Source organism: Desemzia sp. FAM 23989 (assembly GCF_045528345.1).
GTDB lineage: Bacteria > Bacillota > Bacilli > Lactobacillales > Carnobacteriaceae > Desemzia.
Genome location: NZ_JBGQQT010000029.1, coordinates 1 through 20,762 on the forward strand (window position 1 = coordinate 1; position 20,762 = coordinate 20,762).

The window sequence follows — 20,762 nt, forward strand, 5'->3', positions numbered from 1 at the left end:
ATGGAATCAGCTAAATAAGCAAAATTTTCTGGAAATAGTCATCCTTTGCGTAAGCATTCGATTTTTTTACTTTTTTCAAGAAAATAATAATTCAGAATATTCTGACTATATTTATGCAACACTAGTGAATCTAATTATCAGATACTATAGGAGGTTTTTTTATGTTAACAATGGCTTATATCGGTAATGGAAAAAGTACAAATCGCTATCATTTACCTTTTTCATTAAAAACAGAGAACGTTAAAGTGAAAACCATTTATTCTCGTCGTGAAAACAGCTCATGGGATAAGGTTCCTGGAGTCCACTACACAACAAATTTAGAAGATATTTGGAATGATCCAGAAATTCAATTAGTTGCAATTTGCCTTCCAAGTTCATTACATTTTGAATTTGCAAAATTATCACTAGAAAAAGGGAAACACACACTAGTTGAAAAACCTTTTACAGAAACTGCTGAAGAAGCAAGAGAACTATTTGAGTTAGCAAAATCAAAAAAATTACTCGTTCAATGCTACCAAAACAGACGCTACGATTCAGATTTTCTGACCGCTCAAAAAATTATCGAAAGCGGCGTTATAGGTGAATTATTAGAAGTTGAAATGCATTATGATTATTTCAGACCAGAAGTTCCAGAAAACAGCACAGAATTTTCAGCATCTTCCAGCTATTTATATGGACATGGGTGCCATACGATCGATCAAGTTCTTTCCTACTTCGGAGATCCAGATTCCATTCATTATGATGTAAGACAATTATTGGGTCCTGATCGAATGAACGATTATTTTGACTTGGACTTTTACTATTCAAAAATAAAGGTTTCTGTTAAATCAAGTTACTTCAGAATAAAACCACGACCAAGCTTTGTTCTGTATGGTAAAAAAGGTATGTTTATCAAGCAAGAGAAAGATAGACAAGAAGAACACCTAAAATTATTCTATATGCCGACTCATGCTGATTTTGGTATAGATACCCCAGATCATTATGGTACTGTGACTTATATGGATGCTGATGACCTTTATCATGAAGAAAAAGTCATTTCAGAAACTGGGGACTACAGTCGTGTTTATGAAGGATTATACGAGGCTATTATAAATGGAAAAGATAAAACAGTGAAAGATGAAGAAACGATTCGTCAACTAGAGATACTTGAAGAAGGTATTCAAAGTATTAAATACTAACTTATCCATTCATTTAAAAAATCAAGAATCACTCAACTAAGAAAGAAGGTTTATAATGAAACTCGCCATTATAGGTTCTGGAATGATCGTAAATGATTTTTTGACTATGGTCCGTGATGTTCCAGGGATTCAATTAGAGGCAATTGTAGGAACCGATAGAAGTATTGAGAAAATGAAGCTTTTAAAAGACAAATACGGCATTCGTCAAGTCTCAACTAATTATTCTGATTGTTTAAACGATCAGAATATCGATACTGTTTATATCGCATTGCCCAATCATTTGCATTTTTCTTTTGCTAAGCAGGCCATCCTGAGTAAAAAAAATGTTATTTGTGAGAAACCCTTTACCTTGAACTTAGCCGAAATGAAAGAGCTGAGAGAACTAGCCTTAACTAACAAAGTCATGTTGTTAGAAGCTATAACCAATCAATATTTAACCAATTATAAAAAGATAAAAGAAGCCATAAGTACTATTGGGGATATTAAAATTATTGAATGTAATTATTCACAATATTCATCAAGGTATGATGCCTTCAAAAAAGGCGAAGTGTTACCGGCTTTCAATCCTAAAATGGGTGGCGGAGCTTTAATGGATATTAATATTTACAACATTCATTTTGTAACGGGTATTTTTGGGGAGCCACAAAAAGTAAACTATTTGGCAAATGTTGAAAACGGAATTGATACTTCTGGCATCTTGAGTCTGGATTATGGGGATAAAAAAGTAGTCTGTATAGGTGCTAAAGATTCTACAGCTCCGATACGAACCATTATCCAAGGCAATAAAGGAGCTATCATTATTGAAGGGCCTACTAATGCTATAGACAGCTTTACTGTAATAGACAATCAACATAAGAGTGAACTATTTGATTTTAAAGTTCATACACATCGGATGTATGAGGAATTCATTGAATTTGAACGAATCATAAGAGAATCAGACGTTGAAGCTATGATGAAACACCTCGATCACAGTGAAATGGTTATGTCTATTGTAGATAAAGGATTAGAAACTGCCGGTATATCCTTAGGCTAAATTTTTAAAGTGAAAAACAGGCGCTTTTTCAATGTATGGACGGGTCAAAGTTCTTCTGACAAAATTCCATTTTGAATGAGTGACTGTTTTTCTTTTAAGTTTTCCACATTTGTTCTATATTCTTTTGCATATAAAATAGAATACAACGTGTCTAATACATATTGAAAGGCAACTTGTGACGCAAAAGTCCCTACCTTTACAAAATCATATTCTTCTTGGACTACCACTATCGTTTTGGCAGCTAAATTTATCAAATCAGATTCTGTATTTCCCGTTATCAAAATAGTCGGGATTTTTTTGTTGGAAAAATGTTGTAACATACGCTTATATTGCGGACTAGTTCCACTATAAGATAGAAACAGAGCACAGTCTTGTGGAGTAAGGTTAGAAGCATTCCATGCCTCATCTGCATATTCTTCAGAAATAATAGCAAATCGATTGATCTTGACTAACTTATTTTGAAAACTTCTTGCTCGTACTTGTGAATCACCACGCGAAAACAGAAAAATGTGCTTAGCTTTGAACAGTATTTCTGCCACTGATTGCAGCAGCTCTTCATCGAATTGATTCAATGTTTTTTTTATCGTATCAATCGTTAAATTAGCGATATTCTTAGCAATATCCATAGTCAAATCTTCTGGTTTAAAAGGGAAATTGGCATCCACTTCACTAGGCAAATGCAGTTGGCTGTAAACTACTCCTGAAACAGCGTCCTTAAAACTTCTGAATCCATCATAGCCCATTTTCTTACAGAGACGGATGATCGTCGAATGAGAAGTATACGTTAATTTTGCCAGATCCTCAATATATATTGTAGGGATCTTGGTGATATTCTGGATAATATAATCGGCTATCCTCATTTCTGTATTTGTAAAGTTCGTTTGATCTTTCAACTTAGTTAATACTTGCACCAAATCCAACCACTCCTTTATAACTTGATTCTATATTATTTAGTGAACGTTTACTAACTTTAAGGCACTGATACTTGTTTTCCAAATGATAATTTGCTATAGTTAGATTGTAATTAATACAATTAAACAACTATTATGAAATGGAGTGATTAGGATAATGAGTATTGATTTTAAAGATCATGGCAAAAAACCTTATGTTGTAAATATTGAAGATGCTACAGTGCAAAATGATAACTACCGTACAACGATATGGACAGGTGCTAAATTACAAGTAACCGTCATGACTATTCAACCAAACGATGATATTGGCCTAGAAGTTCATCATGGAATTGATCAATTTATTCGCATCGAAGAAGGACAAGGGCTATGCCAAATGGGACCTTCTGAAGATGACTTAAATTTTGAACAAGTTGTTTCTGAAGATGAAGCCGTATTGGTTCCAGCAGATATGTGGCACAATATTAAAAATACTGGTGACAAACCATTAAGATTATATACCATTTATGCGGGTCCTGATCATGTTGAAGGAACTATTCACCCAACTCATGAAGATGCAGAAAATGATCCTAATGAACACTAAAAAAAGCCTCGCTGTATAAAGAATTTTATACAGCGAGGAAAAAACTAAAAGATTAAACCAATAAAAGTGTGTGAGCCTATCGGAAATCCCAATAGGCTCACACACTTTTATATTTTTTATTAACGCAACAAACGCAATCCATTCAAAATAACTAAAATCGTCGATCCTTCATGGAAGACAACTCCTACCGGCAAATCTAAATAACCTAAAAGGTTTAAAATCATCAATAGGATGATCACACTGATAGAGAAGAAAATATTTTGTTTAATAATTCGGTTCAATCGTTTGCTTAAGTGATAACTATAAAGCAATTTAGCTAAATCATTTTTTACAATCACCACATCCGCTGACTCTATCGCCACCGATGACCCGCTACCCATAGCAATACCGATATCTGCATTCGCTAACGCAGGTGCATCATTGATTCCATCTCCAACCATGCCTACCACCTTTTTATTTCGCTGACTTTTCAAGATATGTTTAATCTTATCTTCTGGAAGACAATTGGCTACATAATCATTTACTTTGACTTTCTTAGCAACTTTCGAAGCAACCATTTCATTGTCTCCAGTCAAAAGTACAACTTGAATACCTTCTTTTTGAAAACCAGCTACTGCTTCGATTGCCTCATCCCGAATTTCATCAGAAAGAGAAATGTATCCAACAATTTCATTGCTTTTCGCCACAAAAATCGTCGTATTTTCTTCAACTGCTTTACCAAGATAATAATTTTTATCAGGGTACCCACTAAATGTACTTGGTTTCCCTATTTCAATTGCTCCTTTTCTAACACCTTGTCCTGCTATTTCCTCCACAGGTTCTGAAGTATCAATGTCTGTAAAGTTTCTGTTTTCAAAAGCTGCCACAATAGCATTAGCTATTGGATGGTTAGATTGTTGTTCCATATAAACTACTTCATTCAAAATGTCTTCTGGAACTTCATAATTTAATACTCTGAAATCACCAAATGTCAGTGTCCCCGTTTTATCACTATATAAAATGTCCATCGTATTCAAAGACTCCATTGCTGCTCCGCCTTTAACTAACACCCCATTTTTTGCTCCATTACTGATAGCACTTAATGTTGCTGGTGTAGCAGAAGCAACCAAAGCACATGGGCTAGCAACGGTTAATAAAACCATCCCTCTATAAAAAGCGTCCTCAAAGCTATACTCGTTGAAATAATAAAGACTCGCAATGAATAATGGGACCATAATTAAAACAACTAGTACGTATTTCGTTTCAAAACGATCAATAATTTTAGATATTTTCGAAGGGCTTTTCTGTGCTTCTTCTACCATTCGTATAATATTTGAGAAGACGGTTTGGTCACTCGTTGTATTCACTTCAAGATGAAAGGCATTTCCTTCATTGAAAGTCCCAGAAAATACTTCGGCTCCCTTTTCTTTTTCAACAGGCATTGATTCCCCAGTAAGGCTGGATTCATTGATTTGCGTTTTTCGGTCGGAATACCCATCAATGGGTATCTGTGCTCCTTTTGAAACGACTACAATGTCACCAACTTTTAACGATTCAGTGGGTACTTCACTCACTTCACCATTTTCTTTTAGCAATTGCGCTGTAGAAGGCACATGAGATAGCAACTCAGAAATAGCACTTTTGGATTTATTGGTTGCATAGGATTCTAGAGCTTCTGAGCCAGCAAAAATAAGCAGTAATACAGCTCCTTCTGATTCATAATGAATCAAACATGCACCTAATGCGGCTAAAACCATTAGCAAATCAACATTTGGAGCTTTAGAATGAATTGTTTCTGTCACCGCTTTTTTAGCTGAAAAGAACCCTAAAAAGAAAATGGCCACATAAAAAGAAAGTGAACTATAAAAACCTCCCATCGTATTTAAAATAAATCCAATAATTGTAAAAAAGACTCCAATGACTAAAAACTGTCCTGAACGCGTATTGCTTAAAAACTTCCACATTTTCCTCTTCCTTTCTGTAATTTTTTTTAAGTTAGTGGTTAGATTTTCCCTCCTTAATAAAAAGTAAAAATAAAAAAGGCACACCTATAGGACAGTAGTACTGTCCCACAGGTGTGCCTTTTTGGCACTACTCTGCTATCACACATGTGTGATCCGGCCGCATGAACCTCTAAGAGTTCACCGCCTGTTCAGATTTAATTGGCTCTCATTCTTACATTAACGATAAGACAGAAGAGCAAGTTAAATTAGATTTATATACATTTATAATACCATTTACTAATTGAAGTATCAACGGTTACTCCACTGTGTAAAATAGTCTTTTTTTATAAACAAGCTGCGGGAAAACTTTTACCCCATTTCCTGAGAAATCTCTTTTGCGACTTTCAAATTTGTGAGATACTACTAAGCGTGATTGATAATGGAGGGAACAACATGATTTATATAAAAGAAGCTATTTTACATATTTTTGATGTGAACAGCAACGAGCCTATCTTTTCATTTGCTGGCTTGGATATTTCGGAAAAATTCACCATGGACTACATCCATGCCATGATTGAAAAGGTAGAAGATTCAGACAACATGAAAAAAGGGGTTTTAACAGAAAACAACCCTTTGATCCCCGCTTTTTCTACTCTTCAAGATAACTTTGTGGAGACTACAAAAGCATTAGCGGAAAAGTTCTTTTCCATCACAAAACTTAATCCAGAGATACCGCCAGCTGATTTATTGTGCGTTTATTTCACTTTGGATGAAGTACCTTGTTTAGGGCTTTTCAAATTAAATTATTCGGACAGTGTAACTCACTATGTGTCTTATGAAACAGAACAACTCACCAACCAGTTGATGATCAACCGCTCAATCTTGCCGAGTGCTCGCCAAGCTATCCAAGAAGGTTTGGTCTTAAATTTGAACAACATGGAATACCATGTGATTGAGAAAAAACATTTGATCGATGAATTAGGGGAAAAAGTCTTTTACTTCACCGAGATGTTTTTAGAAGATAAACCTCAACCGAGCCTGAAAGAAAATATCTCGATCATCAAAAAAGCCGTTCAAAAAACCAGCAAAGCTTTTAATGAGGAAGAGTTCCAAGTACTCGCCGAAACGAAAGATGCGCTTGTCTATAGTATGACCGAAGAAAACGTCATTGATAACCAAGTGATTGCCGAGGCCCTTTACGGAGATAATCACGCTAAAAAAGAAAAATTCTTTGAAGAAGTAACGGAAATGGGATACGTTGACCGTGCCCCTGCTGAAGTTGCCGTAGCTGGCCCTAAATATTCCAAACAAAAATTCCGTCTAGACAATGGAATCGAGATCAGTATTCCAATAGACTTGTATAAAGATCCTGAAGTCGTTGAATTCATCAATAATCCAGACGGCACCACATCCGTGATGATTAAGAATATTGAAAAAATCAAAAATCTATTCTAAGAAATCTTCCTTTGTATGAGCTTTTCACTGCTTAGTACAAAGGAAGATTTCTTTATTTCGGCAACGATTATTTATCGATTTCTTCTAAGTTTTCATATAACTGTGGATACTCATGGCACTTCATATTTCTAGGTGTACATATTTCTCTTCCGAATGAGATCATGGATTGGTGGGCTCTTCCCCAGTATTTTGCTGGGATAATTTCTGTCACGCGTTCTTCGATTTGTTTGGGTGTCGCGTTTTCTTCTACTATTTCGTGATGTTTACAGACTCTCGCGACATGTGTATCGACTGCAAAAGCATCTTGGTTAAAGGCAACGTTCAATAAAATATTGGCTGATTTAGGTCCGATCCCCGTTAGTGTTTGCAGTTCTTCACGAGTGTTTGGAACTACTCCATCAAATTTTTCAAGTAATTGGCAGCTGCTTTTATAAATATACTTTGCTTTATTCCGGTAGAGCCCGACTGTTCTTATGTACGATTCAATTTCTTCAGGCGAAGACTCGATAACCGCTTGAGGATTTGGATAACGCTCGAATAACTGGTCTTTTACTTTAGCGACTGATTCATCTGTTGCCTGAGCACTTAATATGACGACCATCAACAATTGAAAGGGATTTTGATAACGCATTGTTGGGATAGCATCGGGATAGAGTTTCATTATTTCATAGATAACGTGTTGAGCAGCTTCTTTTGTCAGCATAGGCGTTCCTTTCTCTGATTCTTTTTTTTTAAATATACCATATTTTCAACAACACTAAAATCAAGTTTATTAGTGTCCCTCTTTTCTATGAAGCCAGAAACATAAGGATAGTTTTGCTTTGAAATCAAGGTTGTCAAATTCCACACTTTCTAAGATTCAATGGTTCTTTAACACCGCCAGCTACGGTATAATAGAAAAAACCAGCTTCTCAAAAATACACCTAAGGAGGGGCCTTGAGATGAGACAGAATCGCGAAGAAATGCTCAATGATTTGTATAACCTGATCCTCGATCCTGCTACTAGGGAATGGGAGCGATCGTTACTCTTGTCAGCTAAAAACGCCTTAGAAGATGGTGCGCATTTTGATACCCAGCTTTCAAAGCTTGAAGCCGATCTGCGTCCACTGGCTTTGAGAAATAATCTGACGCCTGATGTGACAGATTTTTATAATAAAATTACGAATACTGGTACTTCTGACACTCCATTTGACCTTACAAAACACTCCATTGATGACCCAGTTTACCAAGACTCTGCCGTATTTGCAGGCGGCTGTTTTTGGTGCATGGTAGAACCCTTTGAAAATCGTAATGGAATTATTTCCGTCTTATCTGGATATAGCGGCGGACACGCAGACCACCCTACTTATGACCAAGTGAGCGGTCAATATACAGGTCACGTAGAGGCAGTGGAGATTATTTTTGATACGAGGATCATACAGTACGCTGATCTAGTGGAACTTTATTGGCAACTGACAGATCCAACAGATGCATCCGGTCAATTTCAAGACCGAGGCAGTCAATATCGGCCAGTCATTTTTGTAAAAAACGAACAACAACGCCAGATCGCTGAAGCCTCCAAGCAGCGATTAGCCGATTCTAGCAAATACAATAAGCCGATTGTTACATCAATTGAATCTGCCACTGTCTTTTGGCCGGCAGAAAACTACCATCAGCAATTTTATAAAAAGAATCCTAAACGGTATAAAAGAATCGAGCGGTCTCGCCGACAGTTTTTGACTTTCCAACATTTACAAGCTAAGATCCGTACGCAACTCAACAGAATTACAAAAAAAACTTAATGGTCTGAGCAATGGCAGTGGCATTTCTCAGATCATTGAGTTGATTTTATTTTAAAATACACAAAAATAGCTTAACATAAAAGAGATCGTTTTATGTTTTATACGAGAAAGAGGAAGATACTGTGTTGGAAACAACTTTAAGTTTATACGTTACGTTATTGTCAGTTATTTTTGCGGGTATTGCCAATATGGTATTTTGTAAATACCCTACATATCCATGGTTAAATATTCCTATGGACTCCGGTAGAATATTATCGGACAAAAAGCGGTTATTTGGCCAAAATAAAACTTGGAAAGGTTTTATCGGCATGATTGTTTTTGGTGGACTATCTCAAATTATCTGGGGAATAGTTCTAAAAACGGTTCCCTCTCTTGAATCGTTGAATCTATTCTATGACGTCTATGCCAATTCTATACTAACCAATCTTTGGATCGGTTTGTTGTTAGGATCGGCTTATGTCGTTTTTGAATTGCCGAATAGTTTTATGAAACGACGGTTGGAAATCGAGCCCGGTAAAACAGCAAAGAATCAATGGAAATGGTTCTTTGTTTTTATTGATCAAGCAGATTCGTTGCTGGGATGTGCTCTAGTCGTAGCACTTCTGATTCCAATAAGCTTCTCTCAATTTCTTGGCTTCATCATTTTAGGAGCTGGTACTCATATTGTGATCAATCAGTTATTGTATGTTTTAAAATTGAGAAAAAATCCATTCTAATCATTTTAGATGTATAAAGAGGTGTATAGACAATCTATTGGACTTTAATAGAAACTGCAGAAACAAATCCGCGTTATGGCGGTAAAATAAACGCGTTGATTGATCTATCTCAATTAGACCTTCAGGTACCTAAAGGATATTTCATTTCAGAAGATCAGCTCACTCCACTATGGACTGAAGCAATACCTGAAATAACAGCTCTAAAAGCAACGGTTTATCCTAACGTACCAAACTATGAAACTATTGTTCAACGCCTGGACCAGCTGTGTTTTCCAACAGAATTGCATACAGAAATCAGTGATCTGATATCTCCTGATAAAACATATATCGTACGAAGTAGTGGAATGATGGAAGACCGAGCGTCCACTTCTTTTGCTGGACAATACGACACTATTGCAAATTGTACGACAGCTGATGACATTATTGCTGCATTGAAACAGTGCATTGCGTCTCTTTTTAAGCCAGCTGTTTTAACTTATTGGCAGACGCATCAATTGGATATTCAAGATCTAAAAATGTCTGTCATCATTCAAGAGCAGATTGCAGCTGATTCCAGTGGTGTTGCGTTTACTCTCAACCCTTTGACAAATGATGATCGCCAATTCACGCTCGAAGTCGTAAAGGGTGCGGGAGAAAAACTGGTCAGCGGGTCGGTTACTCCTGAATACTTAACGATCGACTGGTTTTCAACGATTGAATCAACGGATGCTTCAACTACTTTAACTTCAGATCAGTTGAAGCAGCTTCAAGAACAATTGCTTTTGATTGCAGTCTTCTATGGCTATCCTGTAGATATAGAGTTTTGTTTCAGCAAAAATTCCTTATATTTCTTACAAGCTCGCCCGATTACAACGATTCGTCGAAAAATCAGTAAAGGTAATTGGACAACAACGAACTTTCGTGATGGTGGTGTCGCTGCGCAGCCTTGTCCAGGATTGATGTGGAGTTTATATCGTGAATCGTGGCAGACAACATTAGAGAAATTTCTGGTCCAAAATAAGTTGTACGATTCAAAAAACATTGATCAGCTGTCCATCAATCATTTTGCCAGACCTTATTGGAATATTGGTGTTGTAAAAGAAGCCATGTCACAAATCCCTGGATATATCGAACGCGAATTTGATGATGAACTGGGTGTATATAAAAATTATCGAGGTGACGGATACAAAAGCCGATTGACAGCCCAGTCGATCGGCCATTTGATAACGGTGGCGACTCGTATCCATAAAACGACTCAGCAGCAACGTCAAATGGCAGCACAGCAACATAAACAGCTGTTAAAAACCTATCAATCAATCGATAAAGAAATCCAAGCACTAACTGCCACAACAGATCACAAAAAAATTGAAGCATTATGGAAAATTGTACTTAATGTGGCTTATTTGCAAAGTGAACAGACTTATTTCTGGCAAGTATTTGTCAATACCGTACAGCTGTCTATGAAAAAAACGGCATTATTGAAAAAATTGCCCTTAAACACCTTTTTCCAGCTGATTTCAAAGTTAGGCGAAGTATCTCATGTCCACCCGTTACGTGACCTCTACGAAATCGTTGAGATCATTCAAGCAAACAACGAATATAAGCATGAGTGGCTATCGAAAACTTCACCAGAGATCAATGAGTCGTTAAACGAACAGCCGAATCGTCTAGATGCCAAACGAATCCAAGGTTTTCAAAAATCATTCGGCTATCATTCAAACCGTGAACTGAATCTGCTGGTGCCTAGTTATAGCGAAGACCAGCAGCTCGTTGTTGACTTGTTGAAAGACTATGTGGAACATCCGGAGAAAATTGCAACAGTCAAACGCTCCTCTTTACAAACGCTGACAAATGAACAGATAGAAGGTCTTATCCACCCTTACGTCTCTAAATGGCAACGTCCTAAAGTCATGAAGGACATCAAAATATTGCGTGAATTATTGTGGTGGCGTGAGGAATTTAAAGATGTATCGACTCGTTTTTATCATTTGGTCCGTCAAATCACTTTGAAATTAGGTGAAAGGTATTCGCAACTAGGGTATATTGAAAAAACAGAAGATCTCTTCTATCTTGAAAAAGAAACGATCCTCTCTTTTATGAATGACCAGTTCTCTCAAGAAAGTCTTCGAGAATCTGTGAAGAACAATCGCATATATTGTCAGGCATATCGCCATTTTGTTCCTCCAGGCGATTTAATGGAAGCAAGTGTTTCTGTAGAGATGGAAAATCCTTTGGCAAATGAACCATCCAGTTTATCTGGAATCGGTGCGAATGATGGAGTTTTTACCGGAAAAGTAAGAATATTGCTGGACCCTAAAGAAATCAATCTTTTGGAGGCTGGAGAGATCTTGGTGACTCGCTTTACGGATACAGGATGGAGCCATGCCTTTGGTTCTATTAAAGGCCTGATCACAGAAACTGGCGGTGTTTTGTGCCATGCCTCGATTGTTGCCAGAGAATTCGGGATTCCGACAATCGTCTGTGCAACAAAAGCTACAGAAAAGTTAAAAACAGGTATGACTGTCACCATGAATGGAACAACTGGTGAAATCACGATTCATAAAGGTAGGTGCTGAAGATGTTTATTGGAGAATATGGAAAGTTTGTCTACTTGACCTATTTCGGGACAGCCGTATCGCTAATAGCGATACAGTTTATTATTCAAGGCGAGATGATCTGGGCGATGAGCTGCTTTATCGTGAGCGGACTCTGCGATTTATTTGATGGAATGGTTGCCCGTTCTTTTGACAGGACAAAAGCGCAAGAACAGTTTGGCATAGAGATTGATACCTTATGTGATATGGTCAGTTTTGCGGCGTTGCCGGCGATCTTGTTGTTGACACAAGGGCGATTGCCTTTAGTGAATGTTGTTTTAGCGATTGTATATGTCATTACTGCTGTTTCACGGTTAGCTTACTTCAATCGTGAAGCGAAGAACAATTCGGCAGAAAGAGATGCTTATTTCAGGGGAGTTCCTGTTACGTATGGTGCACTAGTTTTTCCTGTCAGTTATTTGGTGAGTGAATGGTTGCTCAGCGGGAGTTTTCAATACATTATTCTGCTGCTTGCTCCTATGATGTCTTTTCTATTTATCCGGGATGTTAAGATTCCCAAACCCAATCGATTGATGTACCTCTTTTTCCTCGGGCTCGCGTTTATAACGTTGTTCGGGTTATGGAGATTATAATATGGCAAAAGTATTCCAGCGTAAAACTCAATCGATCATTGAACCTAAGGAATATCAAGCTGCATGGCTGAAACGATTGTATCAAACAAAATGGGGCAATAGTTTGCTTTCCATCGTTACTTCTCGGTTGTTTTCAATCGTATGGACGGCTATTGATCACACGCGACTATCTAAAAACAAAATAGCACAGTTTATCAAAGAGTACGATATCCGACTAAGCGACTACGAATCTGTAAACTACAAATCTTTTTCAGCATTTTTTATTCGAAAATTAAAAGCGGACAAAATACAAGTCAGTCCGTCCAATCGTGTGTGTGCGGTTGCGCAAGCTAAACTATTGGCTGTTCCTATTCATAGTGATCAGACTTTTAACATCAAAGAACAGAACTATCGTTTAGAAGACATTCTTCAAGACCGTTCTTTAGCGGATCATTACGAAGGCGGGACCGTGTTTATTTATCGTTTAGCGGTCGATGATTACCATCGTTACTTGGTCAGTGAAACCGGTATGGTCATTCGTCGGCGTAAAATCCGCGGTAAACTGCACACTGTCAGAGAAATCGCACAGCAACACTTTCAAGTATTCAAAGAAAATAAACGAGAATATTGTTTAATTGAAACAAAGAAATCAGGCATGGTCATGCAGATGGAAGTCGGAGCACTTTTGGTTGGAAAGATCTATAATCCACCATCCGCTAGTTATCAGCGGGGCCATGAAAAAGGCTGGTTTAGTCTAGGAGGTTCAACCATACTGGTGGCTTACCCAAAGGGAACCGTGACCGTGGATGAAGATATCTGCTATTATTCCAGCCTGAATATAGAAACACAAGTCAACATAGGGGAAGGAATTGGTCTGAAAATATGCTAACTAGATTATCAACTTATTATAAAGAGATGTACCCACTGATTCCGAGATTCCTATTAGCCATTATCTACTTTTTTGAGATCTATTTTATCTTGCTTCTCAACGTAGGAAAAACAGATTTTTCGATTGGATTGCAAGAATGGATCGGCGTTTTAACGATATTTACTTTTTTGATGGCGCTTAGGATCGCAGATGATTTTAAAGACTACGAACACGATCGAAGGCTATTTCCTGAACGTGCCTTGCCTTCTGGAAGAGTCACAAAACGTGATTTGGCTATTGCTTTAGCTGTCATGGTCACAATCACAGTTGTACTGAACGTTTTCTTTATGAATAATATAGGGTGGTTTTTCTTTTTGTTCATTTATGGCACATTGATGTCGCTTTGGTTTTTCAGCAAAGCCAAAATCCAAAAATCATTGCCTTTAGCACTTGTTACCCATAATCCTGTTATGATGATCATGAATTTTTATATCATCACATTTATTTGTTACAAATACCAATTGCCATTATTGTCATTACCTACTGTTCTGCTGGCGTTCACGATGTATTTCCCGAGCTTGATCTGGGAAATCAGCCGTAAAATCAGAGCTCCTAAAGACGAGACCGAATATGTGACTTATTCTAGATTGTTCACCTATCAAAAAGCCACACGTTTCGTTCAAGTACTGACCATTATAGATATTTTAACGAACTTTATTCTATTGTGGAACATTTCAAAAATTGGTGTCATTGTTCTGTTGGTGAATGTCATCTGGATGACGATTCAATTCCAACAATTTATTCATGATCCAACACGTTTCAATATTAAAGAACGAGTGGAACGCTATACCTACATTACGGAAACAACGATGGTTCTCTCGGTAGCGGCACATCTATTTATACAGAGGTTTGCACAATGAAAAAGCTCACTGACTTGCAACGTCAATCAGTAGGTTCAAAAGCCTACAATTTACATCTCATGAAAAAGCAAGGTCTCGTTGTCCCTGCTTTTTCAGTTTTTTCATTTGATCTGTTTGATCGATCTGATACCCATACCTTTTTAATGGAGCAGCAAACAGCCTATCACACAGGAAAATATACGTTAGATGAATTGAGTCAACGATTGCAGCAAGAGTTCAAGGCGAAATTTTTGCAAGAAGATTTTACAGCTATCCATGAATTCAAAAAACTAGCTTCTGGCAAGCATACCTACTCGGTTCGGTCTTCAGCAAACGTGGAAGATGATGTTTCTGCCTCATTCGCTGGACAATTTTCTACTCGTTTGTTCGTTGAAGCGGATGATTTAGTTGATGCTGTGGAAGAAACTCTGTTGTCGTTGTATCAGCCTGCTGCATTAAGTTACTACTTTGAGAATGGCTTTTCATTAGAAACTGTTCAGCTACACGTCATTCTTCAAAACATGATTGCGGGAACTTTATCAGGGGTCTACTTTACCGCGAATCCTCAAGGTTTGTTGAATGAACAGTTGATCGTAGTAGGCGAAGGTGTGGGCAGCGGGATCGTGGAAGACAAAGTAGATACAACGATGGTAACAATTCATCCGGATGATCAATTATCTTACTTTGAAACCTCTGGTGCTTCTCCGATTTTAACAGAGAAACAGCAAGCAGATTTAGAAGAGATGGCGAAGAACGTTACTGAATTATTTGGTCTGCGCATGGATATCGAATTTACTTTTTTGAATGGCCAGCTGTATGTTTTACAAGCACGCCCTATCACAAAAATGTCTACAGACCCCGTCATTATTTTAGATAACAGCAATATTGTAGAAAGTTATCCCGGAACCACGACTCCTTTGACATTCAGCTTTATTCAAGAAGCTTACGGAAGTATCTTTAGAGGTTTGGCTAAACGGATGCTGAAAAACGACACACAAACACTTCGATCATTTGAGCCTACTTTTCAAAATATGATCGCTCAAGTCAACAGCCGCGTGTATTATCAAATCACTAATTGGTACAAATTACTGCAGCTTCTGCCGTTCTCTAAGCAGATCATCCCTATTTGGCAAGACATGTTAGGGGTTCAAACTACAGACGTCTCTGCAACTACAGTGAAGATCAGCCGTTCAACTCGGCTGAAGATCATAGGACGAATCATCAAAAGCTTCATCCAAGCACCTCGTTCCATGAAAAAGCTTGATTCGGATTTTGAAATGATCTCCGAAAAGTTCGATCAAATATATACAAAAGAGGCTTCATTTGAAGAACTTCACCAATTATTTGAACAGATCAAACAACAAGTACTGGAACAATGGGACATCACTTTGATCAATGACCTCTATGCGTTTGTTTATACAGGAGTGTTAAAAAAATTCTGTTCGCCGGAAGAAGTCCAAGCGGAAATAGCCGGAATCGAACAAATTGAAAGCATGAAACCAGTAATTGAATTGAATAAAATCATTTACACCATTCAAGAAGATGGCAATAGCGACTATCGAAAAAAAATCGAAACGCTGTCTTTGGAACTTGCTGCTGATTTTATTGACACAGATGTACATCCAATCACACAAGATATTCGACTGTTCATTCATCAATTTGGAGATCGAGCTCCAGAAGAATTAAAATTGGAGACGGCAACATTTCGCAGTCAGCCTTCTTCACTCATTCAATTGATCCAGCAGCAGTTGGAATTGCCGCCGTCTGCTGTGCATACCAACACTAAAGCAAATTCAGTCAGTAAATCACGGAATCCATTGGTGAATTGGCTGAAGAAACAAGCTATGACAGGAATCAAATACAGAGAAAGTTCCCGATTGAACCGGACGCGGATTTATGGGATGATGCGGCTCCTGTTTGTCACTATGGGAGAACATTTGGTAAAAGAAAAACGCCTTGAAAAATCAGAGGATGTATTTTATTTAACGATGACTGAATTATTCGAATTGGCTGGCCATCAAGACCTTTCAAATATGCAGATGGAGATCAAAAAACGACAGCATAAACGATCCGTAGATCAGCAATTACCTGCATTCAGCCGTCTGATCTATGCTGGAAGTATTTTCGAAAAGTACCCGCAAAATATCAATCATCAAAAGATTGCCTCAACCGACCAGCAGGACTTCCAAGGAATCGGTTGTTCAAAAGGTGTGGTTCGAGGACAAGTATTAGTTGTGGAAGATATTCAAGCCGTTAACTTCCAGCAATCCCATGATAAAATCATCGTCACAAAAATGACGGATCCTGGATGGGTGTATTTACTGACTCAATCAAAAGGGATTATTGCGGAAAAAGGTTCACTTTTATCTCATACAGCAATCATCTCCCGCGAATTGGGTATTCCTTCTGTCGTCAATGTCAAACAAGCCACGCAACAGCTGAAGACCGGGGAATGGATTGAAATAAACGGTCAGACTGGTCTGATTAAACGTTTGGAGGATGAAAATGACTACTCCTAATTCCTTAGAAATATTTTCAGTGGTTTCTGGCGAGCAAACAGAAGCAGATTTTCTGCAATTCCCACAACGTATTTATAAAAAAGATGAATTGATGCAGTCGATTTCAGAGGAACAAGCACAGATCAGCGGGCAGCATCCGTTGAGTCCGACCTACACTTTTCAAGCATTCAACGGCTACCAAGAGGGCCAAATGGTGATTCGTGGTGCTCTGATCAAGCCGCACCATTTGGAAGATTACTACTTAGGGTACTTTGAAGCAGTAGATGATGTAACCATCATGACCCAGTTTATCAACATACTGAGTGAAAAAGTGCGCGAAAAAAATGGGAAGCGAGTCCTCGGCCCTGTCCAAGGAAGTTTCTGGCTCGGTTATCGAATGAAAGTTAAAGGATTTGAACGAACGCCGTTTACGAGTGAACCGCACAATCCAGCATACTATCCGAAGTTATGGCAAGCGGCTGGTTTTAAAGAGATCGAGCATTACACGTCAAATTTTTATCACTCGATTCCGCCCCAATATGAATCAACAAAACTAGCCAAACGTTATCAATCATTTGTGGAAAAAGGCTATCGCTTTATTTCTCCTAAACGAGAAGACTGGTCAACCGTTTCTCTTGAAGTCTTTGACCTTTTAAGCACACTTTACAAAGACTTTCCATTGTATCAAAAGGTTACAGCTGAACAGTTCACTCACATTTTTGCCGATCTAAAACAAGTGATCGATTTTTCCATGGTAAAGCTGGCCTACAAAGATCAGCAGCTTGTTGGTTTTTTGATTACGTTGCCGGATTATGGAAACTTGATTTATCGAAAAATGACAATGCTGAATCTAGCGAAAATTCTCTATAAAAGATGGCGTGCTAAACGCTATATTATTCTGTATTTGGGTGTAGACCCTAACCACTTAGGTCTGGGATTGGCGATGTCTTATCCGGTTTTCAGACAAGTCAAACAGCGGAAAGCAGAAATAGTGGGTGCCTTGATCCATGAAAAGACGGTCACAGACCGCTATGTGACAGAGATGCAAAAAGATTCTCATGCTTACAGTTTATGGATGCTGGAATTGGAATAAACAAAGCTGGATTTGAACCTGAATGGTTTACTAAAAAGTTTGATCGTTGACTAATGATTGATTCATTGTATGCCGCTGCATAAAGATACCCCAAGAAGTAGACTGAAACTGACTACTCTTTGGGGTACTTTATTTTTAAAATGACTACAACTTACTGACCGCTTCTTCAACAGCTGTATTACCAGCCAAGACTTCAAATTCTTTGTTGATTGTGTTGTCATTGCGGAGTACAGAAATCAATGTTCGAGCTACATCTTGACGAGGAATCTCGTTGATGTCTTGCCCCATGCCCACTTTGATTTGATCGGTACCAGCCGTATCCACTAGCATACCTGGATGAACGATCGTCCAGTCTAGTTGAGTACGGTTTTTTAACCATTCATCAGCATAGTTTTTGGCGATCGTATAGATTTGCAGATCATTTTCTTTTGCCATTTCCTCACGACCTGTACGGAAAGTGCTGACCATAACAAAACGCTTGACGCCTGCTTGTTCTGCAGCGGTCATGGCTTTAACAGCTCCGTCTAAGTCGATCAACACGGTTTTGTCGAGACCGCTTCCTCCTGCACCTGCACTGAAAACAACTGCATCGACATCTTTCATCGCTTCAGCCAACTCATCTATTGAGTTTTTGACCAAATCTAAGAGAACGGTTTGGATACCTCGTTCTTCGAAAAATCCAGCTTGTTCAGCCTTACGTATCATGGCGATTTCTTCAATAGAGCTATCCTCTTTTGCAAAATCAGCAAAGTGATGAGCTACTTTTCCATTGGCACCTATAACGAATACTTTCATTTGAAATCTCCTCTCACTATTTAATGAACTAATTTCAGCATAGCATGTGTCAGCTAAATTTTCCATTAATTGGAAACGCATGGTTTTTTCCTACGTAGAAACTATTATGATTACTTGTTTTTGTATTGCGAACTAAAGACCGGCATGATTTGATCGTCGCCATAAGTTTCGATAAGAGGCAATTCATTCAACGTTTTCATGTCTTCCTCAGAAATCGTAAAATCGACCGCCGCATTATCTTTCATATGGTCTTTGCTGATAGATTTAGGCAAAGCAACAGTATCTAATTGAATAACATAGCGGATGCTTAATTGAGCAGGTGAGACCTCATATTTTTCAGCCATCTTTTTAACAACAGGATGGTCAAGGATCGCACCATGAGCAATTGGCGAGTAAGCTTCAACAACAATATTTTGGCTTTGACTGTACTCGATCACATCGCTAGGAACATTTGTGATATGAGCAAGGATTTGATTTACCATTGGTTTGACTTTGCCGTTATGGATCAGGTTTTCCAAATCAACTTGTTCAAAGTTGGAAACACCTATTGCCCGCAATTTTCCAGCTTCATAAGCTTCTTCCAAAGCACGCCATGCTTCTAGATTGCCTTCGAAGTAATGGTTTCCGTCACGGAAGTTAGCCCAAGGTTGCGGACTATGGATAATCATTAAATCAATATAATCCATATTCAAGCGTTCCAGAGATTCATCGATGGCTTTGACAGCTTCACCGTAGTTTTTGATATCGCCTTCGAGTTTTGTGGTGACAAAGATCTTTTTACGGTCGACACCAGACTCTTTGATGCCTCGACCTACACCTTTTTCATTTCGATAAGATTCAGCCGTATCGATATGACGATAACCCAGATCAAGGGCATCTTTGACAACTTGAACCACTCTTTCATCATCAATCATCCAAGTTCCTAAACCCAATTTAGGAATCTCAACTCCATTTGATAATGTATACATTTCATTTAACACCATTTGTTTGCCTTCTTTCTATACTTACTTATTTTTTGACAGAATAGCGGATCCATACTGTTCCGTGTTCCAATGTTTCAACAGATTCCAATTGGAAGGCTGTCTCTTTGATTTCGGTATAAGGTTCTTTAGCGACGAAGAACCGATGTCCGCTCGGATCTCCATTTGCGATAGGTGACAAGATGACGCTGACTTCATCGACTAGGCCATTCTGTACAAATGACCAATTGAGTGTTCCGCCCCCACCGACCATCATTCGTTCGATACCGAATAAATTGTAAAACTTGTCCAGCATGACTTCATAGTCGATCTGGTCTTTTCCGGCAATGATATACGATATTCTTTTCTTTCTAAGGAAATCTTTATATGCGTTTGATGCTTTTTCTGTTAAGACTTCTACAACAGGAGAATCGATACCGCCATAAGCGGAAAAATTTTCTTCAAAAGCCAGTTCTCCTCGTGCATCAATGGACAAATAATACATCGGCGCATCTCGATCTGCTGCATAATCCCCTTCAGGAACAGGTGCTGCATTCTCATTCAACTTTGGTGTTTTATAATGCGTCATATTGTCTTCCGTTGTTGTTTTACCGTTCAAATAGCCTTGGATGCCGAATCGCTGTTTTTCAGGAGTGATAGAAATTTCCTGATATTGACGGCTAGCTTCTTTAAATTCGGGCAAGTCCATAATGTCTAGATTGCCATCGATAGAGGTGTGGGTATGGATAATCACATAAGGTTTATTCATCTTTTCATTCTCCTCTTATTTATCGTTTTAATCCACTAGTGTTGCATGAAACATAATATGTTTCACAATGTTATGTATCCTATTCCAATATGCAAAAAAGTCCTTTATACTGAACTTGGATGACTTATCCAAGACCAATAAAAAGGACCCAACTTATGGA

At 38.2% G+C, this 20,762-nt stretch carries 18 protein-coding genes and 1 riboswitch; of the genes, 12 read left to right on the forward strand and 6 right to left on the reverse strand.

What is annotated here, in order from left to right; all coding sequences use genetic code 11:
* Positions 1-161: 161 nt before the first annotated feature.
* Both ACEN36_RS12010 and ACEN36_RS12015 read left to right on the forward strand, forming a co-directional pair.
* Positions 162-1,178 (forward strand): Gfo/Idh/MocA family oxidoreductase, encoded by a 1,017-nt coding sequence (locus tag ACEN36_RS12010; RefSeq protein ID WP_407097380.1) that lies wholly within the window; start codon positions 162-164, stop codon positions 1,176-1,178.
* 55 nt (positions 1,179-1,233) lie between these two features.
* Entirely contained in the window at positions 1,234-2,211 is a 978-nt protein-coding gene (locus ACEN36_RS12015; RefSeq protein WP_407097379.1) for a Gfo/Idh/MocA family protein, read from the forward strand.
* A gap of 44 nt (positions 2,212-2,255) precedes the next feature.
* Here ACEN36_RS12015 and ACEN36_RS12020 read toward each other — a convergent pair whose 3' ends face one another.
* Positions 2,256-3,122 carry a MurR/RpiR family transcriptional regulator gene (locus ACEN36_RS12020; protein WP_407097381.1) on the reverse strand — a complete coding sequence of 289 codons (867 nt, stop codon included), beginning with the start codon at positions 3,120-3,122 and terminating at the stop codon, positions 2,256-2,258.
* 157 nt (positions 3,123-3,279) lie between these two features.
* On the opposite strand from ACEN36_RS12020, the gene ACEN36_RS12025 reads away from it, so the two are divergent.
* Entirely contained in the window at positions 3,280-3,702 is a 423-nt protein-coding gene (locus tag ACEN36_RS12025) for a cupin domain-containing protein (RefSeq protein ID WP_188205019.1), read from the forward strand.
* A 119-nt stretch (positions 3,703-3,821) separates the two neighbouring features.
* On the opposite strand, the gene ACEN36_RS12030 is transcribed toward ACEN36_RS12025, so the two are convergent.
* Positions 3,822-5,645: a heavy metal translocating P-type ATPase gene (locus ACEN36_RS12030; protein ID WP_188205018.1), complete on the reverse strand. Its 1,824-nt coding sequence runs from the start codon at positions 5,643-5,645 to the stop codon at positions 3,822-3,824.
* Between the two features lie 98 nt (positions 5,646-5,743).
* A riboswitch (NiCo riboswitch) is annotated at positions 5,744-5,847 on the reverse strand.
* A gap of 230 nt (positions 5,848-6,077) precedes the next feature.
* Between ACEN36_RS12030 and ACEN36_RS12035 the strand changes: the two genes are divergently transcribed.
* The gene (locus tag ACEN36_RS12035) at positions 6,078-7,079 is read left to right on the forward strand and encodes a nucleoid-associated protein (protein WP_407097378.1); all 1,002 of its coding nucleotides are present in this window, start codon (positions 6,078-6,080) and stop codon (positions 7,077-7,079) included.
* Positions 7,080-7,146: 67 nt separating this feature from the next.
* On the opposite strand, the gene nth is transcribed toward ACEN36_RS12035, so the two are convergent.
* A complete protein-coding gene (gene nth, locus ACEN36_RS12040; protein ID WP_407097377.1) occupies positions 7,147-7,782 on the reverse strand; it encodes an endonuclease III in 636 nt (211 codons plus the stop codon).
* A gap of 238 nt (positions 7,783-8,020) precedes the next feature.
* On the opposite strand from nth, the gene msrA reads away from it, so the two are divergent.
* The 8 genes from msrA (at position 8,021) to ACEN36_RS12080 (ending at position 18,079) form a co-directional block, all read left to right on the forward strand.
* The gene (gene msrA, locus ACEN36_RS12045; protein WP_407126739.1) at positions 8,021-8,860 is read left to right on the forward strand and encodes a peptide-methionine (S)-S-oxide reductase MsrA; all 840 of its coding nucleotides are present in this window, start codon (positions 8,021-8,023) and stop codon (positions 8,858-8,860) included.
* 125 nt (positions 8,861-8,985) lie between these two features.
* Positions 8,986-9,576 carry a CDP-archaeol synthase gene (locus tag ACEN36_RS12050; RefSeq protein WP_407126752.1) on the forward strand — a complete coding sequence of 197 codons (591 nt, stop codon included), beginning with the start codon at positions 8,986-8,988 and terminating at the stop codon, positions 9,574-9,576.
* Positions 9,577-9,662: 86 nt separating this feature from the next.
* Positions 9,663-12,131 (forward strand): PEP/pyruvate-binding domain-containing protein, encoded by a 2,469-nt coding sequence (locus ACEN36_RS12055; protein ID WP_407126755.1) that lies wholly within the window; start codon positions 9,663-9,665, stop codon positions 12,129-12,131.
* Positions 12,132-12,133: 2 nt separating this feature from the next.
* Positions 12,134-12,742, forward strand: a complete 609-nt coding sequence (locus ACEN36_RS12060; protein WP_407126742.1) for a CDP-alcohol phosphatidyltransferase family protein — start codon at positions 12,134-12,136, stop codon at positions 12,740-12,742.
* Between the two features lies 1 nt (position 12,743).
* Positions 12,744-13,610: a phosphatidylserine decarboxylase gene (locus ACEN36_RS12065; protein WP_407126744.1), complete on the forward strand. Its 867-nt coding sequence runs from the start codon at positions 12,744-12,746 to the stop codon at positions 13,608-13,610.
* On the forward strand, positions 13,604-14,509 hold the full coding sequence (locus ACEN36_RS12070) for a UbiA family prenyltransferase (protein ID WP_204211959.1): 906 nt from the start codon (positions 13,604-13,606) through the stop codon (positions 14,507-14,509). The genes ACEN36_RS12065 and ACEN36_RS12070 overlap by 7 nt, the downstream gene beginning before the upstream one ends.
* The gene (locus tag ACEN36_RS12075; protein ID WP_407126747.1) at positions 14,506-17,007 is read left to right on the forward strand and encodes a phosphoenolpyruvate synthase; all 2,502 of its coding nucleotides are present in this window, start codon (positions 14,506-14,508) and stop codon (positions 17,005-17,007) included. The genes ACEN36_RS12070 and ACEN36_RS12075 overlap by 4 nt, the downstream gene beginning before the upstream one ends.
* Positions 16,994-18,079 carry a hypothetical protein gene (locus ACEN36_RS12080; protein ID WP_407126750.1) on the forward strand — a complete coding sequence of 362 codons (1,086 nt, stop codon included), beginning with the start codon at positions 16,994-16,996 and terminating at the stop codon, positions 18,077-18,079. The genes ACEN36_RS12075 and ACEN36_RS12080 overlap by 14 nt, the downstream gene beginning before the upstream one ends.
* Before the next feature lie 144 nt (positions 18,080-18,223).
* Here the strand turns inward: ACEN36_RS12080 and ACEN36_RS12085 are convergent, their stop codons facing one another.
* From ACEN36_RS12085 to ACEN36_RS12095, 3 genes are all read right to left on the reverse strand, one after another.
* Positions 18,224-18,874: an SDR family oxidoreductase gene (locus ACEN36_RS12085; protein ID WP_407097375.1), complete on the reverse strand. Its 651-nt coding sequence runs from the start codon at positions 18,872-18,874 to the stop codon at positions 18,224-18,226.
* Between the two features lie 110 nt (positions 18,875-18,984).
* Entirely contained in the window at positions 18,985-19,854 is an 870-nt protein-coding gene (locus ACEN36_RS12090) for an aldo/keto reductase (RefSeq protein WP_407126758.1), read from the reverse strand.
* Positions 19,855-19,882: 28 nt separating this feature from the next.
* Positions 19,883-20,602, reverse strand: a complete 720-nt coding sequence (locus ACEN36_RS12095; RefSeq protein WP_407102063.1) for a dihydrofolate reductase family protein — start codon at positions 20,600-20,602, stop codon at positions 19,883-19,885.
* Between the last annotated feature and the right edge of the window lie 160 nt (positions 20,603-20,762).

Excerpts from the sequence above, each read along its gene's own strand:
- ACEN36_RS12010 (WP_407097380.1), top strand. The coding sequence starts at position 162 with ATGTTAACAATGGCTTATATCGGTAATGGAAAAAGTACAAATCGCTAT.
- ACEN36_RS12015 (WP_407097379.1), top strand. The coding sequence starts at position 1,234 with ATGAAACTCGCCATTATAGGTTCTGGAATGATCGTAAATGATTTTTTG.
- ACEN36_RS12025 (WP_188205019.1), top strand. The coding sequence starts at position 3,280 with ATGAGTATTGATTTTAAAGATCATGGCAAAAAACCTTATGTTGTAAAT.
- ACEN36_RS12030 (WP_188205018.1), bottom strand. The coding sequence starts at position 5,645 with ATGTGGAAGTTTTTAAGCAATACGCGTTCAGGACAGTTTTTAGTCATT.
- ACEN36_RS12035 (WP_407097378.1), top strand. The coding sequence starts at position 6,078 with ATGATTTATATAAAAGAAGCTATTTTACATATTTTTGATGTGAACAGC.
- nth (WP_407097377.1), bottom strand. The coding sequence starts at position 7,782 with ATGCTGACAAAAGAAGCTGCTCAACACGTTATCTATGAAATAATGAAA.
- msrA (WP_407126739.1), top strand. The coding sequence starts at position 8,021 with ATGAGACAGAATCGCGAAGAAATGCTCAATGATTTGTATAACCTGATC.
- ACEN36_RS12060 (WP_407126742.1), top strand. The coding sequence starts at position 12,134 with ATGTTTATTGGAGAATATGGAAAGTTTGTCTACTTGACCTATTTCGGG.
- ACEN36_RS12065 (WP_407126744.1), top strand. The coding sequence starts at position 12,744 with ATGGCAAAAGTATTCCAGCGTAAAACTCAATCGATCATTGAACCTAAG.
- ACEN36_RS12070 (WP_204211959.1), top strand. The coding sequence starts at position 13,604 with ATGCTAACTAGATTATCAACTTATTATAAAGAGATGTACCCACTGATT.
- ACEN36_RS12075 (WP_407126747.1), top strand. The coding sequence starts at position 14,506 with ATGAAAAAGCTCACTGACTTGCAACGTCAATCAGTAGGTTCAAAAGCC.
- ACEN36_RS12080 (WP_407126750.1), top strand. The coding sequence starts at position 16,994 with ATGACTACTCCTAATTCCTTAGAAATATTTTCAGTGGTTTCTGGCGAG.
- ACEN36_RS12085 (WP_407097375.1), bottom strand. The coding sequence starts at position 18,874 with ATGAAAGTATTCGTTATAGGTGCCAATGGAAAAGTAGCTCATCACTTT.
- ACEN36_RS12095 (WP_407102063.1), bottom strand. The coding sequence starts at position 20,602 with ATGAATAAACCTTATGTGATTATCCATACCCACACCTCTATCGATGGC.